Annotated in this window: 15 protein-coding genes; 6 read left to right on the top strand and 9 right to left on the bottom strand. The window is 71.8% G+C overall.

The features are described from left to right. Nucleotides 1-9: 9 nt before the first annotated feature. Both QT196_RS25135 and QT196_RS25130 read right to left on the bottom strand, forming a co-directional pair. Nucleotides 10-1,236 carry an acylneuraminate cytidylyltransferase gene (locus tag QT196_RS25135; protein ID WP_290355744.1) on the bottom strand — a complete coding sequence of 409 codons (1,227 nt, stop codon included), beginning with the start codon at nt 1,234-1,236 and terminating at the stop codon, nt 10-12. Nucleotides 1,237-1,268: 32 nt separating this feature from the next. After that, nucleotides 1,269-2,588, bottom strand: a complete 1,320-nt coding sequence (locus QT196_RS25130; protein ID WP_323139152.1) for a DUF6716 putative glycosyltransferase — start codon at nt 2,586-2,588, stop codon at nt 1,269-1,271. Nucleotides 2,589-2,775: 187 nt separating this feature from the next. On the opposite strand from QT196_RS25130, the gene QT196_RS25125 reads away from it, so the two are divergent. From QT196_RS25125 to QT196_RS25115, 3 genes are read left to right on the top strand one after another with little or no spacing between them, the layout of a single operon-like run. Beyond that, the gene (locus QT196_RS25125) at nt 2,776-3,753 is read left to right on the top strand and encodes a glycosyltransferase family 2 protein (RefSeq protein ID WP_168481084.1); all 978 of its coding nucleotides are present in this window, start codon (nt 2,776-2,778) and stop codon (nt 3,751-3,753) included. Then, a complete protein-coding gene (locus QT196_RS25120; RefSeq protein WP_290355743.1) occupies nt 3,753-5,108 on the top strand; it encodes an alpha-2,8-polysialyltransferase family protein in 1,356 nt (451 codons plus the stop codon). The genes QT196_RS25125 and QT196_RS25120 overlap by 1 nt, the downstream gene beginning before the upstream one ends. Continuing rightward, complete coding sequence (locus QT196_RS25115; protein WP_290355742.1) at nt 5,105-6,259, top strand: acyltransferase; 1,155 nt, start codon at nt 5,105-5,107, stop codon at nt 6,257-6,259. The genes QT196_RS25120 and QT196_RS25115 overlap by 4 nt, the downstream gene beginning before the upstream one ends. 12 nt (nt 6,260-6,271) lie before the next feature. On the opposite strand, the gene QT196_RS25110 is transcribed toward QT196_RS25115, so the two are convergent. Further along, nucleotides 6,272-6,946, bottom strand: coding sequence for a TetR/AcrR family transcriptional regulator C-terminal domain-containing protein (locus tag QT196_RS25110; RefSeq protein WP_266733899.1), 675 nt, complete (start codon nt 6,944-6,946; stop codon nt 6,272-6,274). A 38-nt stretch (nt 6,947-6,984) separates the two neighbouring features. On the opposite strand from QT196_RS25110, the gene QT196_RS25105 reads away from it, so the two are divergent. Beyond that, nucleotides 6,985-8,547 carry an FAD-dependent monooxygenase gene (locus QT196_RS25105; protein ID WP_290355741.1) on the top strand — a complete coding sequence of 521 codons (1,563 nt, stop codon included), beginning with the start codon at nt 6,985-6,987 and terminating at the stop codon, nt 8,545-8,547. A gap of 150 nt (nt 8,548-8,697) precedes the next feature. On the opposite strand, the gene QT196_RS25100 is transcribed toward QT196_RS25105, so the two are convergent. Both QT196_RS25100 and QT196_RS25095 read right to left on the bottom strand, forming a co-directional pair. After that, nucleotides 8,698-10,149, bottom strand: a complete 1,452-nt coding sequence (locus QT196_RS25100) for a gluconate:H+ symporter (RefSeq protein ID WP_290355740.1) — start codon at nt 10,147-10,149, stop codon at nt 8,698-8,700. A gap of 79 nt (nt 10,150-10,228) precedes the next feature. After that, nucleotides 10,229-10,747 (bottom strand): gluconokinase, encoded by a 519-nt coding sequence (locus tag QT196_RS25095; RefSeq protein WP_290355739.1) that lies wholly within the window; start codon nt 10,745-10,747, stop codon nt 10,229-10,231. A gap of 131 nt (nt 10,748-10,878) precedes the next feature. Between QT196_RS25095 and QT196_RS25090 the strand changes: the two genes are divergently transcribed. Further along, entirely contained in the window at nt 10,879-11,580 is a 702-nt protein-coding gene (locus QT196_RS25090) for a FadR/GntR family transcriptional regulator (protein WP_085924775.1), read from the top strand. Nucleotides 11,581-11,661: 81 nt separating this feature from the next. Here QT196_RS25090 and QT196_RS25085 read toward each other — a convergent pair whose 3' ends face one another. Beyond that, the gene (locus QT196_RS25085; RefSeq protein WP_026169541.1) at nt 11,662-11,874 is read right to left on the bottom strand and encodes a hypothetical protein; all 213 of its coding nucleotides are present in this window, start codon (nt 11,872-11,874) and stop codon (nt 11,662-11,664) included. Nucleotides 11,875-11,987: 113 nt separating this feature from the next. Next, nucleotides 11,988-13,586 carry a methylmalonyl-CoA mutase family protein gene (locus QT196_RS25080; RefSeq protein ID WP_168481076.1) on the bottom strand — a complete coding sequence of 533 codons (1,599 nt, stop codon included), beginning with the start codon at nt 13,584-13,586 and terminating at the stop codon, nt 11,988-11,990. A gap of 173 nt (nt 13,587-13,759) precedes the next feature. Here QT196_RS25080 and QT196_RS25075 point away from each other — a divergent pair, with 173 nt between their 5' ends. Then, nucleotides 13,760-14,596, top strand: coding sequence for a L,D-transpeptidase family protein (locus tag QT196_RS25075; protein WP_168483960.1), 837 nt, complete (start codon nt 13,760-13,762; stop codon nt 14,594-14,596). Between the two features lie 286 nt (nt 14,597-14,882). Here the strand turns inward: QT196_RS25075 and QT196_RS25070 are convergent, their stop codons facing one another. Continuing rightward, nucleotides 14,883-15,914 carry a hypothetical protein gene (locus QT196_RS25070; RefSeq protein WP_290355738.1) on the bottom strand — a complete coding sequence of 344 codons (1,032 nt, stop codon included), beginning with the start codon at nt 15,912-15,914 and terminating at the stop codon, nt 14,883-14,885. After that, complete coding sequence (locus QT196_RS25065; RefSeq protein WP_168481075.1) at nt 15,914-16,705, bottom strand: RNA polymerase sigma factor; 792 nt, start codon at nt 16,703-16,705, stop codon at nt 15,914-15,916. Before QT196_RS25065 ends, QT196_RS25070 begins: the two co-directional genes overlap by 1 nt. Nucleotides 16,706-17,491: the final 786 nt, after the last annotated feature.

The raw sequence follows: 17,491 nt of genomic DNA, 5'->3' as shown, positions 1-17,491 counted from the left end.
CTGGGTGGGTTACAGGGACGGGCCCAGGAGCCAGGCCGCGATCTCTCGGATCGCGCCGCTGCCTCCGGGCGTCGCGGTGACAGCGCGGGCCGCGCCGCGCACCACGTCGTGTGCGTTCGCGACCGCCACGGGCCAGCCGACGAGGTCGAAGCACGGGAGGTCGTTGACGTCGTTGCCGACGTAGAGCACGCGCTCGGGCGCGATGCCCGCTTCCTCGCACCACTGCTTGAGGGCGAGGTCCTTGCGGTCGATGCCGTGCAGGACGGGGACCTGGAGCTTGCGGGCCCGTGCGGCGACGACCGGGTTGGTCTCCGAGGACAGGATCAGCAGCTTCAGCTCCGCCTTGCGCAGCGCGGCGATGCCGAGGCCGTCGCCGCGGTGCACCGCGACGATCTCCCGTCCGTCGGCGTCGATCAGCACCCGGTCGTCCGTCTGGGTGCCGTCGAAGTCGAGGACGACGGCGTCGATGTCGTCGAGGGTCGGCAGGGCGCCGGGCCGCGGGGCGTCCAGCAGGGGTGCCAGGGCGCGGGCGCGGGCCAGGTCGTGCGGGTCGTCGATCTCCAGCACCCGGGCCGGGTCGGTGCGCACGAGTTCGGTGCGGCCGAAGAACCGGTGGCCGGCGGCGCGGAAGCCGGCCGCGTCCATGCCGTAGGCGGCGCCGGTCTCCAGCAGGTCCTGGGGGCGGTCCTGGCGGCGCGGCCGGAAGGACTTGTCGTGGTTGACGCCGTGGCCGCCGGCGGCCGTGGCATCCGCCCCGGCGACCTCCGCCTCGGTGTCCCGCCACACGAAGCCGTGGAACGGGGCCACGGTCAGCGCGCTGTCGGCGCCGCCCTCGACGACCGCGGCGGCCACCCCGTCGATGTCCTCGCGGACGATGAACGGGCTGGTGCACTGGACCAGCAGCACCGCGTCGACCGACGCGCCCTGCTCGGCCTCGTAGGCGTCCATGGCGTGCAGGACGGCGGCCTCGCTGGTGGCGGTGTCCCCCGCGATGTCGCCGGGGCGCCGTACGACGACCGCTCCGGCGCCGCGGGCCGCGGCCGCGATCCCGGCGTCGTCGGTGGAGACCACGACATCGGTGACCAGGCGGGCGGCACGGCATTCCCGGACCGCGCGGGCCACCAGGGGCACTCCCCCGACGGCGGCGAGGTTCTTGGCGGGCACGCCCTTGGATCCGCCGCGGGCGGGTATGACGGCCACCACGGTCGGGGGGCTGCTCTGCGGTTTCGGCGGCATTTCGGGCTCCTTCCGGGAGCTGACCGGGGTGGTCACAGCTGTCCCCAGCGGCGGATGGCGGGGGCGACGCGCTGGACGCCGTGGCGATAGGCGCCGCGGGCGGCCTCGCGGACCGTCTCGCGGGCGACCCGGCGCAGTCCGCCGGTCTCCTCGGGGGCGTCCGCGTGGCCGGCGATCGGTTCGCCGTGCGGGTCCAGGCCGTGCCGGGCGAGGATGCCGGGGAGGTAGCCGGGGGCGGTGCGGGGTGTGTAGTACGGGGTGATCGCCGGGAGTCGGTCGGCGGTGCGCAGATCGGTGACCCGGGCGCGGGCCGCGTCGAAGGCCTGCTCGTAGTCCCCGTCCGCGGCGACGCCCTGGCGGGCCAGCCACCGCGGGTCCGGCTCCGGGCGGTGTCCGGCGTCCAGCTCGTCCCAGGAGGCCAGGCAGCCGGAGCCGAGGAAGTGGTGGTTGCCGAGGATCTCGCGGACGCCGAGGTCGGTGAGGACGGCGGTGGGGATGCCGCGGTGCAGCGACTCCAGGGCGGCGGTCGAGCTGACCGTCACCAGCAGGTCGGTGCGGTCCAGGACCTCGCCCATGTTGCCGTACACCAGGCGGCAGTTGGCGGGGAGTCCGCCGGGTGCCTTGGCGGCGAGCTTCTGGTAGGGCAGTTCCTCGATGTGGGTGGTGTGCTCGCCCGGCTTGCTGCGGAGCTTGATCAGCACCTCCCGGTCCGGGTGCCGGCGGGCGTGCTCGACCGCTCTGCGCAGCAGGTAGGTGCGGTCGGCGCGGCTCTCCGGGACGGACGGCTGGGCGGCGAACACCACGGTGTAGGGGGTGTGCGCGCCGGTGTAGCGCGCGCCGCCGAGGAACGGCAGGGCGCATTCGACGACACCGCTGTCATCGGCGCCGACCCCGCGGTACACCTCGCGGAACCGGTCCGCGTCGTGCCGGGAGTTGGCGAGGACGACATCCGCGCCGTGCCGCAGCAGCAGCCCGTCGGCGAGCTTCTCGTAGACGACACCGACATAGCCGGTGACGACGACGGGACGGGTGTCCGCGTCTCGCCAGGCGTGGGCGAGGCCGTGCAGCATCGCCTGCACCGCTCCGCCGACGCAGGCCAGCACGATGACGTCGTAGCGCGTACGGTCGATGGACCGCACGAAGTCGACGCCCCTGATTTCGCGCAGCGAGTCCGCACGGGCGCCGACCTCGTCGAGCTGGCGGACCGTGGGAGTGGCGCGGCCGCGGAGGAGGTAACCGTCGAGCCGGATGTCCGATTGGATTCGGTACGCTGTCAAAGCGCCCCATTTCCACCGGGTATCCGAGTCGGCGAGTACGGCGACCCGCGGCGAAGAGTTGGTACGTGATGGCACGTCCAAGACGCTAGGAAGGCATTTCGTTGGACGGGCCAACTGGGCCGCAACAAAGGGTTAACAGCGGGTCGACGAATGGCGAACCGGCCCGATAGTCGGCCTGGTTAACCATCCCGCCATTCTTCGTTCACCTTGAGGTCCGCACCCGGTAAAGACGAATGCCGCCTCCGCCCCTAACGTCACCAGGGTGGTTAAGCTCTCCGTCATCGTGCCGTTCTACAACGTGCAGACATACGCGCCCGACACCCTGAAAAGCCTGGCGGCCAATGCCCGCGAGGACTTTGAATTCCTGCTCGTCGACGACTGTTCCCGCGACGAGACCCCGGAGATTCTCGCGCGCGCCGAGCGCGAGCTGCCGGGTGCCAGACTGCTGCGGCACGAACAGAACGGCGGCCTGGCCACCGCCCGGAACACCGGCCTGGACGAGGCCCGCGGCGAATACATCGCGTTCCTCGACGGCGACGACTGGCTCGCGCCCGGCTACTACCCCGAACTCCTCTCCACCATCGAGGAGTTGGGATGTGACTTCGTCCGTACCGACCATGTCCAGTGCACCGCCCGAGCGCGCACCGTGCACCGGGTCCCGCACGGCCGGCGCGGGGTGGTGATGGACCCGCGCGAGGTGATCCTGCCCGCCGACCGCTCCACCTCGGTCGACTACGCGTACGCCTGGGCCGGGATGTACCACCGGCGGCTGCTGGACGACGGGGTACTGCATTTCAAGGACGGGCTGCGCACCGCGGAGGACCGCCCGTGGATCTGGCGGCTGCACCGCGAGGCGACGTCCATGGCGGTGGTCGGACTGCTCGGTGTTTTCTACCGGCGCGGTGTGGCCTCTTCCCTGACCCAGATCGGTGACGTGCGGCAATTGGACTTCATTCGCGCCTTCGATCAGGTGATCGAAGAAACGGCGCAGGACCGCGATGCGGATCTTCTGCTGCCGAAAGCGGTGCGCACCTATTGCGCGATCATTTCCCACCACCTCGGTTCGATCGAACGCTTCGAACCGCAGGTCGCCCGTAAATTGCGCACGATGAGCGCCGCGGCCATGAAACGCATGCCGCAGGACGTACTGAAGGAAGCCCTGGATTCGATGGATGTGCAGCGCGCGTCCCGGCTGCGGCGACTGCGCCGTCGCCCTGTCCCGGCGGAGGTCGCCGCCTGATGTCCACCCGACCGCGTACCCAGATCTTCATGGCGTCCACGCTCTACGGCGCGGCGACCCTCGCCGCGGCGCTGGACGCCGACTGCTTCGCCCCGGCCGAGCGCCGGCTGCTGCTGCTCAGCAACAACGCGACGACCCCGGAGACCACCGCGTCGCTGGACACCATGCCCGGCTTCGCGCAGCTGCGCGGCCGCTTCGACCGGGTGCTGTCGTGGAACGAGACGATCAGCCCGTTCCACCCCGGCGGCTGGTCGCCGCGCGCGGACGACGTCCCGCTGTGGGAGCGGCATCTGCGGCTGCTGTGGGGCCTGGGCGACGACCGCGTCGAGCTGGTCGTGGAGTCCATCCAGGTCAACCCGGCGCTGGCGCTCGCCCAGCTGTTCCCGGACGCGCCGATCGATGTCTACGCCGACGGCCTGATGAGCTACGGCCCGACCCGTAACAAGCTCGATCCGCTGATCGGCACCCGGATCAGCCGGCTGCTGCATCTGGACCTGGTGCCGGGCCTGACACCGCTGCTGCTCACCGAGTTCGACGTCGCGCCGCAGACCGTGCCGACCGACGCCTTCACCAAGGTGCTGGCCGAACTCTCGGACGCCAGTGGCGAGGTGGCCGTCCCGGAGGGCGGCGCGCTGCTGCTCGGTCAGTACCTCTCCGCGCTGGGCATCCTCACTCCCGAGGAGGAAGAGGAGCTGCATGTGCGGATGGTGCGCGGCGCCGCCGAGCGCGGCCACCGCGAGATCGTCTTCAAGCCGCACCCGTCCGCGCCGGCCCGCTGGTCGCGGCTGCTGGAGCGGGAGGCCGAGAAGCTGGACATCGCGCTGACCGTGCTGGACAGCCCGGTGCTGGCCGAGGTGCTCTACCAGCGGATGCGGCCCGCGCTGGTCGTCGGCTGCTTCTCCACCGCGCTGCTGACGGCCGCCACCTTCTACGGGCTGCCGACGGCGCGGACCGGCACCGGGCTGCTGCTGGAGCGGCTGTCGCCGTATCAGAACAGCAACCGGATGCCGGTCACGATCGTGGACGCGCTGGTGCCGGACCTGGACGACCGCAGCGAGCGCCCGCGGGCGTATGCCACCGCCGAGAGCATCGAGGGCCTGGTCACCGCGGTCGGCTATGCGATGCAGCACCAGATCTATCCGCAGCTGCGGCCGTCCGCCGAGCGTTATCTCGCGACCCAGCTCGACACGGTCACCCGGCGCTACTTCAAGCGCCGCCGGCTGACCGCGCTGGCGCTGCCCGGGGCGATCCCGTCGCAGCTGTCGTTCATTCCGCGCAATGCCACCGTCCGCCGGGTCGCGCGCCGGGCGCGTGCGGTGCAGCGGCGGCTGAAGAAGCGGGCCGCGTTCGGATGACCGCCGCCCCCCAGCTGACGGCCGGTGCGCCGCACGCCGCGCCGGACCTCGCCACCGAGGCACCACAGCCCGTCATACGAGGGCGCAGCCGCGGTCCATCGCGGCTGCGCGCCCTCGACGGGCTGCGGCTGCTCGCCGCCCTGATGGTCGCCGGCTACCACCTCGGGGGGCGCGGCGGCGAGATAGGGCAGGCCTGGGGCGGTTCGCCCGCCCACCAATTCCCCACCGCCGCCCCGCTGTTCGCCTATGGCTGTCTGGGCGTCCAGATCTTCTTCGTGATCAGCGGCTTCGTGATCTGCCTCAGCGGCTGGGGACGCACCCTCCGGGCCTTCATCGCCTCCCGGGTTTCCCGTCTCTATCCCGCCTACTGGGCCGCGATCCTGCTGATCACCGCGGTCTTCGCGCTCCCCTGGGTCGCCTACAAGGCGCTGCCGCCCAGTGAGGTGCTGACCAACCTGACCATGCTCCAGCAGCCGCTGGGCGTGGACCGGGTGCTGGGGGTGTGCTGGACCCTCTGGGCGGAGATGCGTTTCTACGCGCTCTTCGCGCTCTGTGTCGTCCTGCCCGGCGCCACCCGCGGCCGGGTGGTGCTCTTCTGCGCGGGCTGGACGCTGGCCGCCGCTGTCGCCCAGGCCGCCCACGAGCCCTTCCTCGACACCGTCCTGATGCCCGAGTACGCCCCGTTCTTCATCGGCGGCATCGGGCTGTATCTGCTGCACCGCTACGGCGCCCGCGATCCGATCGCCTGGGCGATAGTGCTGGTCAGCTGGCTGATCGGCCAGCACTACGCGGTCGCCGGACTGTGGCACGCGCCGTCGGCCACCGCGTTCTCCTACCGCTCGACGGCGGTCATCATCGCCGTCGTCACCCTCGGGTTCACCCTGGTCGCCGCCGTCGCCCTGGGCAAGCTGCACTGGGCGAACTGGCGCTGGCTGACCGTCGCGGGCGCGCTGACCTACCCCTTCTACCTCGTGCACGAACATCTGGGCTGGGTCGTGGTGCGGGCGCTGCACCAGGGCGCCGGGCTGCCCTCCTACGCGACGCTGCCGCTGACCGTGGGGCTGATGCTGCTGCTCGCCTGGGTGCTGCACCGTTTCATAGAGCGCCCGCTCACGCCGGTGCTGAAGCGGTCGATCGACCCGCGCCGCTGACCGTCCCCCGGCTCAACTCCGCGGTTCCGTACGGGCTGTCGCCTCGATTCCGGCGATGATGAGGCGCAGCCCGGCCTCGAAGTTCCGCTCGATGTCGCCGAACATCTCCTCGCCGACCGCCTTCGTCAGCGGATAGCCCGCGCCGATCCACTCCGCGCGCAGTTCCGCGTCGTAGGCCGGATCGCGGTGCTGCGGCGCATCGGGGTCCGGGTGGACCGACTGCTCCTCGATCACCAGGCCCATGGTGAAGTTGTAGACCGTCCACCACGCCTGCGCCGCCTGTCGCAGCGTGAAGCCCGCGCCGGTGAGCAGGCCGAGGATATTCTCCAGCGGCCCGGAAAAGCTCGTGTCGGTCATCCGGGTGCCGCCGAAGACCTTGCCGCCGTCGCGGTAGCCGAGGAGTTCGCGGCGCATGCCCCGGCAGGCGTCGCGGAGGGTCTCCTGCCAGGTCCGGCCGGCACCGGCCGCCTCGTCCTCCCCCGTCAGCGACGCGGTCATCCGCCGGAACATCTCGGTGGCCATCTCGTCGAGCAGTTCCTGCTTGTTCTTGAAATGCCAGTAGAGCGCGGGTGCCTGGACGTTCAGCTCCTTGGCGATGCGCCGCAGGGTGAGCCCGTCGAGGCCGACCTCGTTCAGCAGCCGCAGAGCGGTGTCGACAACCTGTCGCCGGTCGATGCGCGAAACCATGTTGACAACTTAACACCGTTAAAGCCATCCTCGGAAACATGGAACTTAACAACGTTAAGGAGCCGGTCGGTGTTACGGGCGACCTCCCCACGACCGTCGACGTACTGATCGCCGGAGCCGGCCCGACCGGCCTCGCCCTCGCCATCGACCTCACCCGGCGCGGTCTGCGCGCCCTGCTCGTCGAGCGGCAGGACCGCCTCTCGCCCGGCGCCCGCGGCACCGGATCGCAGCCGCGCACCCTGGAGGTCTACGACGACCTCGGGGTGCTGGACGCGATCCGCGCGGTCGGCGGGCTCTACCCGACGGTGGGCTTCTGGGAGAACGGCCGGATCGCCCGGACGACCGAGATGATCGAGCGGGTCGACCCGACACCCGCCAGGCCGTACTCGAACGCCCTGATGGTGCCGCAGTTCCGCACCCAGGAGGTGCTGCACGCACGGCTGCGGGAGCTCGGCGGCACGGTGCTCCTCGGCACCGAACTCACCGCGTTCACCCAGGACGCGGAGGGGGTGACGGCCGCTCTGCGCGGCGCCGGCGGGGTGGAGCGCAGCGTGCGCGCCGCCTATCTGGTCGCCGCCGACGGCGGGCGCAGCACCGTACGCCGGGCGCTGGGCATCGGGATGAGCGGACCGTCGCTGCCCCCGGGCGCCGCGGTGCTCGCCGATGTCCGGGTGGACGGCCTGGACCGGGACCACTGGCACCGCTGGGTCCGGCCGGACCACCGGTTCGTCGCCCTGCTCCCGCTCGCCGGCACCGACTACTTCCAGACCCTCATGCTGACCAATACGACGGACACCTCGCCCGAGGCGGTCCGCGCCGAACTCGCGGCCCACACCGACCTCGACGCCGGGCAGATCCGCGAGGTCCTGTGGACCTCCCTCTACCGCCCCAAGGCGGGCCTGGCCGACACCTACCGCGACGGCCGGGTCTTCCTGGCCGGCGATGCCGCGCACATCCACTCCCCGGCGGGCGGCCAGGGCCTGAACACCAGCGTCCAGGACGCCTACAACCTCGGCTGGAAGCTCGGCCAGGTGCTGCGGTACGGCGCCCCCGACACCCTCCTCGACAGCTACGAGGCCGAACGCCGGCCGATCGCCGAGGGCATCCTCGACACCAGCACCCGGCTGCACCGCTCCGGCTCGCTGCGCCGCGGCCGCGATCTGCACCAGCTCGACATCGGCTACCCCGACAGCCCGCTGACCCGGGAGCTGCGCACGGCCGTCCCCGAGGGCGTGCCCCACGCGGGCGACCGGGCCCCCGACGCCCCGTGCACCACGGCCGACGGCACCCCCACCCGGCTCTTCGACGCCTTCCGGGGCCCGCACTTCACCCTGCTCACCCTCGGTGCGACCGACCTCGACACCAGTGCGCTGCCGGCCGATCCGGCACTGCTGCGCCTCGTCCGCGTCGGCGGCCCGGCCCCCGATCTGCTCGACACCGACGGCCATGTCCGCGACGCCTACGGCAGCGACCCGGCCGTCCTCCTCATCCGCCCCGACGGCTATCTCGCCCTCGCCGCACCGGCCGAGGACGCGACGGCGCAGGTGGCCGCGGCCCTCGCGGCCTGCGTCGGCACCGCCGTCCCGCAGCCGGCCGGCTGACCACATGCGCACGAGGCCGTACCAGCGGATCTCCGCTCGTACGGCCTCGTGCCGGGGACAGGCGCCCGTGGGGGGTGGGGCGCCCGGGGCGGTGATCCGCCCGGAAAGAACAGCGGTCCGACGTACCGGGCCCTAAAGGAGAGAAACTCCCTAAAGGACCAGCGACAGCAGCAGGACGCAGACGATCCCGACCACCGAGATCAGCGTCTCCATCACCGACCAGGTCTTCAGCGTCTGGCCGACGTCCATCCCGAAGTACTCCTTGACCAGCCAGAATCCGGCGTCGTTGACATGGCTGAAGAACAGCGACCCGGAGCCGATGGCCAGCACCAGCAGCGCGGCGTGCGGGGTGCTCATCTCCGCGGCGAGCGGGGCGACCAGCCCGGCGGCGGAGATGGTGGCGACGGTCGCGGAGCCGGTCGCGAGCCGGATGGTGACCGCGATCAGCCAGGCCAGCAGCAGCGCGGAGAGGTGCCAGCCCTGGGAGACGTCCATGATCATCTGGCCGACACCGGCATCCACCAGCGTCTGCTTGAAGCCGCCGCCCGCACCGACGATCAGCAGCACCCCGGCGATCGGGCCCAGCGACTTCTCGACGGTGGCGGCGATCCGGCCCCGGGTGAATCCGGCCGCCCGGCCGAGCGTGAACATCGCGACGATGACGGCGGTGAGCAGGGCGATCAGCGGCGAGCCGATGACGTCGAAGACCTTCTGAACATGATGCTCGGGGTTGTCGACGACGATGTCCACCAGAGCCTTGGCGAGCATCATCACCACCGGCAGCAGCACGGTCGCGACGGTGATCCCGAAGCCGGGCCGCTTCGCCAGGTCGTCGGAGGCGCGCTCGGGCACCAGGTTCTCCGGCGGCTGGATGTCGACCCAGCGGGCCGCGTATCGGGAGAAGACCGGACCGGCGATGATCGCGGTCGGAATGGCGACGACCACACCGAGCGCGAGCGTCACCCCGAGGTTCGCGCCGACCGCGTCGATCGCCACGAGCGGCCCGGGGTGCGGGGGTATCAGCCCGTGCATGACGGACAGTCCGGCCAGCGCCGGGATGCCGATCCGCATCAGCGAGAAGTTGCCGCGCTTGGCGACCAGCAGCACCACCGGGATCAGCAGCACGATGCCGACCTCGAAGAAGATCGGCAGCCCGACGATCCCGGCGATCAGCACCATCGCCCAGGGCATCGCCTTCCGGCCCGCCCGTCGCCCGCCACCACCCTTCGCCGGAAGGGCCTGCGGCCCTGCTCCTCCAAATTTCGCCAGGATCGTGTCGACGACCTGGTCCGCACCGCCGGAGTCAGCGAGCAGCCGCCCCAGCACCGCACCGAGCGCGATCAGTACGCCGGTGCCCGCGACCGTCGTGCCCAGACCCGCCGAGAAGCTGGTGACGGTCTTGTCGAGCGGTGCACCGGCCACCGCGCCGAGCACCAGCGAGCCGATGATCAGCGACAGAAAGGCATGCAGCTTGAACTTGGTGATGAGCAGAACGATGACGGCGATACCGGCCAGGACGGCGATGCCCAGCTGCGCGTGACCGGCCGTGGTGATCGGCTCGGCCGCGTCCGCTGCGAGCATCTCGACGCTGAGATGTGTCACGGCGATTCCCTTGGTTCGACGGAGGGGGAAGGGGGTGCTGCGTTACCTGTGGGGGGGGGAGTTGGGGTGAGGGGGCGTCCTAGTCGTCCGCCGCGTCCCTCGCGCGCAGTGCAGCCACCGCCCGCCCGGCGATCTCCTGCGGGGAGCCGGACACCTCGACGAGGACACCGGCCTCGTCGGGCCCGAGCGGTTCGAGCGTGGCGAACTGGGAGTCCAGCAGCGCGGCCGGCATGAAGTGGCCCGTGCGCCCGGCCATCCGCTCCTCGATCAGCGCGCGCTCGCCGGTGAGGTGCAGAAAGACGAGGCCGGGGGCGGCGGCACGCAGCCGGTCCCGATAGACGCGCTTGAGCGCGGAGCTGCTGACCACCCCGCCGCGCCCGGCCCGTTCGCGCGCCCAGGCTCCTATGGCGTCCAGCCAGGGACCCCGGTCGGCGTCGTCCAGCGGGCGGCCGGCCGACATCTTGGCGATGTTGGCCGGCGGGTGGAAGTCGTCACCCTCGGCGTACGGGACGCCCAGTGCGTCGGCGACCAGCGGGCCGATCGTGGTCTTGCCGGTGCCGGCCACGCCCATCACGACGATCACGTCGGGGGTGCTCATCCCGTGGTACCTCGCTGTCTTCATCGACCTCGTGCGGCCCCCACTGAAACCCATTAGGTACGACGTATTCAAGAGCCTGTGATGCAAACGTCATACTTAATTCGCCGAGCCCGGGAACGTAGGCTTGCCCCATGGAAAACGAGGGGAAGGGACTGCACGCCCGCGTGCTGGAGTCCCTCGGTCCCGCGATCACCGCGGGCGACTACCCTCCGGGCACGATCCTGCGCACGGACGAGCTGGAGCAGCGCTTCGACGTCTCACGCACGGTCATCCGCGAGGCGATCCGGGTACTGGAATCCATGCAACTGGTCGCCTCCCGGCGCCGGGTGGGGGTGACCGTCCGCCCCACCGAGGAGTGGAACGTCTACGACCCGCGGGTGATCGGCTGGCGGCTGGCCGGCCGGGACCGCCCCCGCCAGCTGCGCTCCCTCACCGTGCTGCGCTCGGCGATCGAACCGGTCGCCGCGGGCCTGGCCGCCCGGCACGCCACCCCCCAGCAGTGCGCCGAACTCACCGAGCAGGCCATGGGCATGGTCGCCACCTCACGCGGCCAGCAGCTCGACGCCTACCTCGTCCACGACACGGCCTTCCACCGCGTCGTCCTGACCGCCTCCGGCAACGAGATGTTCGCCCGCCTCGGCGATGTGGTCGCCGCCGTCCTGACCGGCCGCACCCAGCACCATGTGATGTTCACCGACCCCGACCCCGCCGCGGTCACCCTCCATGTGCAGGTCGCAGAGGCCGTACGAACCGGCGACGCGGCACGGGCGGAATCCCTGACCCGCGAGATCACCGCGGGTGCGATGGCCGAACTGGACGTCCTGGCACCGTAGTTGGTCGCCGGGCAGACGACGTAGCAGCGGCGCCGCGTCCACGTCCCCGCACCGCCATCGGCCGTGCGCCCGCCGCGCGCCTCAGAACAACGGCTGCTGCCCCGGGATCGGCGGCTCCTCCGGGTCGAACAGCTTCTCCGCGGGCGCCATCATCGGCGCCATCCTGCGCGACCCCGGGCAGGAGATCAGTTCCAGCACCGTCCGCCTCCCGGGCGGGTCATGGCGGGCGAAGCGGCCGCCGACAACGGCGATCTCTCGGGTGCAGATGGGGCACGCGCGGCGGGGTGACGACATAGGACCAGTGTGACGCAGGTGGGCTCGCCGGTCACAAGCTCCCGCCCCGGCCACCCGGCCCGCCCGTCGGCAACGCTTTTCCACCCCACCCGCCATCAGCCCCAACTCTCCCCTCAGAACGCATCCGTCGGCACATAAGTCCCCCACACCCCCCGCAGCGCCTCGCACACCTCCCCGACCGTTGCCCGGGCGCGCAGGGCCTCGCGCATGGGGTAGAGGACGTTGTCGGTGCCCTCGGCGGCCTTGCGGAGATCGCCGAGGGTCGCGGAGACCGTGCGCTGGTTGCGGCGGGCCCGCAGAGTGGCGAGGCGTTCGACCTGCTGGGCCTCGATGGCGGGGTCGACGCGCAGCGGCTCGTAGGGCTCCTCCTCGTCCAGCTGGAAGCGGTTGACGCCGACCACGACGCGCTCGCCGGCATCCGTCTCCTGTGCGATGCGGTAGGCGTTGCGCTCGATCTCGTCCTTCTGGAAGCCCCGCTCGATGGCGGCCACCGCGCCGCCCATGTCCTCCACCCGCCGCATCAGCGCCACGGCGGCCTCCTCCACGTCGTCGGTCATCGACTCGACGGCGTAGGACCCGGCGAACGGGTCGACGGTGGCGGTCACATCGGTCTCGTACGCGAGCACCTGCTGGGTCCGCAGCGCGAGCCGGGCCGACTTGTCCGTGGGCAGCGCGATGGCCTCGTCGAAGGAGTTGGTGTGCAGCGACTGGGTGCCGCCGAGCACGGCGGCGAGCCCCTGGACGGTGACCCGGGCGAGGTTCACCTCCGGCTGCTGGGCGGTGAGCTGCACGCCCGCGGTCTGGGTGTGGAAGCGCAGCATCATCGACTTGGGGTTCGTGGCCCCGAACTCCTCCCGCATCACCCGGGCCCAGATCCGGCGCGCGGCACGGAACTTGGCGACCTCTTCGAGCAGCGTGGTGCGCGAGACGAAGAAGAACGACAGCCGGGGCGCGAAGTCGTCCACGTCCATGCCGGCGGCAACGGCCGTGCGTACATAGGCGATGCCGTTGGCGAGGGTGAAGGCGATCTCCTGCGCGGGCGAGGCACCCGCCTCGGCCATGTGGTAGCCGGAGATGGAGATGGTGTTCCACCGGGGGATCTCGGCCCGGCAGTACTGGAAGATGTCCGCGGTCAGCCGCAGGGACGGCTGCGGCGGGAAGATATAGGTGCCCCGTGCGATGTACTCCTTGAGCACATCGTTCTGGATGGTCCCGTTCAGCTGACCGGCCGCCACCCCTTCCTCCTCCCCCACCAGTTGGTAGAGGAGCAGCAGCAGCGCGGCGGGGGCATTGATCGTCATCGACGTCGACACCTTGTCCAGCGGGATGCCGCCGAGCAGCACCCGCATGTCCTCGACGGAGTCGATGGCCACCCCGACCTTGCCGACCTCTCCGGAGGCGATCGGGGTGTCCGAGTCGTGCCCCATCTGCGTCGGCAGGTCGAAGGCGACCGACAGCCCCGTCGTGCCGTGGGCGATCAGCTGCCGGTAGCGGGCGTTGGATTCGCGCGCGGTGCCGAAGCCGGCGTACTGCCGCATCGTCCAGGGCCGCCCGGTGTACATCGACGGATAGACCCCCCGGGTGAAGGGGTAGGCGCCGGGCGCGCCGAGCCGGCGCTCCGGGTCCCAGCCGTCCAGCGCCGACGGCCCGTACACAGGCTCGATGGGCAGACCGCTCTCGTTGTGCCGCACACTGCCCGACTCGTGCGCCATGGGGGTACGCCTCCCAGTGGGTGACCGGTTCGTCCGGGTTTACGCCTTGCTCACAGCATGCCCGCAGGTTCGCCGCCGCGCAGCACTGGGAAGAGTCACCGATGGCCGGTCGGGCCGCCGAGATCCGGGGGTTGCGCATGCAGCGGAGCAGGGGAAGACGTACGGCGCCGGCGGTGGCCGCGGTGCTGGTGGTGGCGGCGTTCGCGGTGGGCTGCCGCCCGGTGACGATCACCGGGGCCGGTTCCCCGGACAGCAAGGGCGTCCGCTACGCCCCCACCACTCCCGCTCCCCCACCCCTAGGCCGTCACACGCCACCCGCCCCCGCCCGGCACGCCACCAAGCCGCGCCCCGCCCGCACCCCGCACCCCGCAACAACCCCCAGACCGCTGATGGCACCGGGCTCGCGCGGTGCGCAGGTCCGCGAACTCCAGGCGCGGCTGGCCCAGCTGGGCCTGTTCGGCCGCACCCCGACGGGCTATTACGGCTCGGTCACCACCACCGCGGTCCGCGCCTTCCAGCGGCGGCAGGGCCTGCCCCGTACGGGCACCGTGCAGCCCGCGGCCTGGCGCGCCCTGCGCCAACAGACCCACCGGCCGTCACGGACACAGCTCCGCCCGCCCACGGCACAGCCGATCGGCGTCCCCGATCCGCGCTGTATGAGGGGCAGGGTGATCTGCATCAGCAAGCGGAGCAACACGCTCGCCTGGGTGGTCGACGGCCGGGTCGTCTCGGCGATGGATGTCCGCTTCGGCTCGCAGTACACCCCCACCCGCGAGGGCACCTTCCACATCACCTTCAAGAGCCGCCATCACATCTCGACGCTCTACCACACGGCCATGCCCTACGCGATGTTCTTCAGCGGCGGCCAGGCCGTCCACTACTCCGCGGATTTCGCCGCCCACGGCTACCGCGGCGCCTCCCACGGCTGCGTCAACGTCCGCAACAAGAAAGCCCTGGCCCCCCTGTTCCAGACGGTGCACCCGGGCACCAAGGTGGTCATCTACCACTAGCCGAAACCCTGCCAGGAGAAGCGGCAGCATTCTCTGACCGAAGCGAAAATTGCTCCACCCCCACCCCGCGCAACCACATCCGCGAGAGCGGCGCCGGCTTAGGCGCAAAAGAGGGCGCCGGCTTAGGCGCAAAGAAGAGGGAGCGGCGCGGGCAGGGCCGGGGGAACGTGCCCCGCCCGCGCCAGTTGCGCTGAGCCGTGGGTACGGGGGGAACCCCGGCTCTTCGCGCAGCCGATGACCAGTCGGCTCATTCAGTACTGCGTCACCGGTTCAAAAAACGTCACACCTACGGGGTGGCGGTGTCACTCGGGACGGCGTCACCGGGGTCCGTGGTGGTCGCCGAGGGCGCCGGGGCCGGGGTGGACGTGCCGGAGCCGGGGGTGCTGCCGGGTGTCTGCGAGGGGTGGGCGTCGTCGTCCTCGTCGCTGCCCGAGCCGCCGCTCTGTCCGGTGCCGCCGCCGAAGCCGTCGTCGCTGCCGGAGCCGCCGGAGCTGCCGCCGTTCTGGTAGCGCGCCAGGTAGGTGCGGCAGAAGAGGTGCACCTTGTCGGCGCCGCCGGCCTGGCGTTCGAGGCGGCGCAGCGTGTCGCGGTCCATGCCGTCCCGTTTGCCGGACTCATAGGCCTGGCAGACGGCGAGCAGCACGTTCTTCCGGTCGCCGCTGCCGGGAAGCCCGGTGCTCTTGTGGCCGGGTCTCTCGTCGCGTCCGGTGCCGCCGCCGGGGGTGCCGCGGCCGGGCTGCTTGGTGGCGCCGGAACTGCTGCCGGGTGCGGGGGTGTCGGTGGGTCCGGCGGACTTGCCGCCGGGGGTGGGGTCGGGGGTGTGCCCCGTGGTGCCGTCGGTCTGGGCGCCGGGGTGGCGGGTGTCGAGCGGCCCGGGGCTCTTGGCGGCGGAGACGCTGGAGGCCGGGTCGGGTTCGGCGCCGCGGAAGGGGCTGGGCAGCACGCCGGTGCCGGCTCCGACGGCGACGCCGCCGATGGCGCAGGCGGCGAGGGCCACGGCGAAGCCGCGCCGGAAGGGGCGGCCGAGGCGGGTGCGTTCGACGGAGCCGGTGGCGCGGGCGGTGCGGCCGTTCGGGAGCGGTTCGGCGGCGGCGCGGTGGTGGGCGCCGCGGCGGGCGGCCTGCCGGAACGCGGCGACGGCGGCCTCTTCGCCGGGGAGTTCGGCGGTGCCGGGCGTCTTGGCACCGACCGCGGCGGCGGCCTTGAGGAGCTGTTCGAGTTCGCCTGCGTCGTCACCGTGCCGGGCACTGACCTGTTCACCGCGCAGCAATCGCTCCGCGGTGTCCTTGTCGAGCCAGTTGTACCGGTCGTCGGCCATCACATGTCCTTCTGCGTTCGTGCGGCCGTTTCCGTCACACCTGGTACGTACGATTCCGCCATGCCGTCGCGGCGCCTTCTGCCCTGTACGGGCACCCCACTCACCGTTCCACCACCTCGGCGCGGGCCCGCCGCGGGCCGGCCGGTGGGGGCGTCTTCCTGCTGGCCGGCGCCGCCTTCGCCGCCGTCCTGACCGCTGTCCTGCCGGGTGTCCCGGCCGCCGCCCGGTTCCTCGCCGAGGAGTTCGGCGAGCCGTCGCAGTCCGCGGTGTGCGGCGGTGCGTACCGCCCCGGCCCGTTTACCGAGCACCTCCGCGGCGCTCTTGGCGTCGAGCCCGACCACCACCCGGAGCACCACGGCCTCGGCCTGGTCCTGCGGCAGCCGGGATATCAGCCGCATGGTGCGGCCGGTGCCCAGGGCTTCGAGTGCCTCGCCGGCGGTGTCGGACGCGCCGGGGGTGTCGGCGAGTTCGCTCTCGTCGCCGCCGATCGCGGGGCGGCGGCCGCGCATCCGGATGTGGTCGAGGGCGCGGTTGCGGGCGATACGGGCGGCCCAGCCGCGGAAGCGGTCGGCGTCGCCGCTGAAGCGGGCGAGGTCACGGGTGATCTGGAGCCAGGCTTCGGAGGTGACGTCCTCTACGTCCGGTTCGCCCACCAAGGTCCGTACATATCCCAGAAGCCGGGGATGTACGGCGCGGTAGACGGTACGGAACGCCGCCTCGTCGCCGTCCTGCGCCGCCTGCACGGCCACCGTCAGCCGACGGTCGTCCGGCTGAATGTCGTCCCCTCGCACGGGTCCATCCTGTCGCACGCGGAATGTCCGCCGCCCGGTCCTTGCTGCTTTCTCGCTTACCCGGCCACGTCACCGGCCCGGCTCCGCCTGGGCGCCGGAGCTGTGCCGGCTGTCGCCTGCCGTCGGCCACGGTCGGCCGGAAACCCCCGGTAACCCGGTTGTTCCTGCTGACCGTAACGCGTGCGCCGCCGCGCTCCGCACCCGGGAGGGGCGCACCGTCCGCTCCGGCGGGGCCGGGAACGCGGGCGCGCACGGCTTCGCCGGTGCCCCGGCGACCTGCGTGCACGGATCCATCGGGCACTCCCGGAGAGGACGGCTTCCCGGGCCGCGGAAAGCGGCCCGAACAGTGCGCCTACCAGCGCGGATCCGCACGTTACGGGCCTGTCCGGGCCCGCGTCCAGACCACTGGCCGTACCCCTGCCCGTACCCCGTGTGACGCTTTCGCGCCGTCTGGCGCTGTATCGAATAGGGGGCCGTCAGCGGCCCTTCGCGAACGACGGCCGGGGCCTCTCCTGTGGGGGGTGGCGGCCCCGGCCGTCCTTTCGCTCCTAGCGCTCCGACCTGGGACGTTGCGCGGAGTCGGTGACCAACGTGGCCAACGCGTAACCAACCGCCTGAGCCACGCAGAGCTGGTCAGAGCGGCGGAGGCGACGGGATCCAGTCGTCACCCTGCGAGCCCTGGAACCGCCAATTGCGACACATTCTGTGGCATATGAGCGTTCACCGCGCGACGAACAGGCAGAGCCGCCTCCCCAAAATGAGATGACCCGGTCGCGGGACCCCCCA

Source organism: Streptomyces sp. P9-2B-2, assembly GCF_030406865.1.
In the GTDB taxonomy this organism is placed as follows: Bacteria; Actinomycetota; Actinomycetes; order Streptomycetales; family Streptomycetaceae; genus Streptomyces; species Streptomyces platensis.
Note: the sequence above shows the minus strand (reverse complement) of the source record. Positions and strands in the feature narration are given on the sequence as shown.

What these genes read in the sequence shown, in the direction of transcription:
- QT196_RS25070 (WP_290355738.1), bottom strand. Translation starts at nt 15,914, where the DNA reads ATGGCCGACGACCGGTACAACTGGCTCGACAAGGACACCGCGGAGCGA.
- QT196_RS25115 (WP_290355742.1), top strand. Translation starts at nt 5,105, where the DNA reads ATGACCGCCGCCCCCCAGCTGACGGCCGGTGCGCCGCACGCCGCGCCG.
- QT196_RS25080 (WP_168481076.1), bottom strand. Translation starts at nt 13,586, where the DNA reads ATGGCGCACGAGTCGGGCAGTGTGCGGCACAACGAGAGCGGTCTGCCC.
- QT196_RS25085 (WP_026169541.1), bottom strand. Translation starts at nt 11,874, where the DNA reads ATGTCGTCACCCCGCCGCGCGTGCCCCATCTGCACCCGAGAGATCGCC.
- QT196_RS25110 (WP_266733899.1), bottom strand. Translation starts at nt 6,946, where the DNA reads ATGGTTTCGCGCATCGACCGGCGACAGGTTGTCGACACCGCTCTGCGG.
- QT196_RS25095 (WP_290355739.1), bottom strand. Translation starts at nt 10,747, where the DNA reads ATGAGCACCCCCGACGTGATCGTCGTGATGGGCGTGGCCGGCACCGGC.
- QT196_RS25105 (WP_290355741.1), top strand. Translation starts at nt 6,985, where the DNA reads ATGGAACTTAACAACGTTAAGGAGCCGGTCGGTGTTACGGGCGACCTC.
- QT196_RS25120 (WP_290355743.1), top strand. Translation starts at nt 3,753, where the DNA reads ATGTCCACCCGACCGCGTACCCAGATCTTCATGGCGTCCACGCTCTAC.
- QT196_RS25090 (WP_085924775.1), top strand. Translation starts at nt 10,879, where the DNA reads ATGGAAAACGAGGGGAAGGGACTGCACGCCCGCGTGCTGGAGTCCCTC.
- QT196_RS25135 (WP_290355744.1), bottom strand. Translation starts at nt 1,236, where the DNA reads ATGCCGCCGAAACCGCAGAGCAGCCCCCCGACCGTGGTGGCCGTCATA.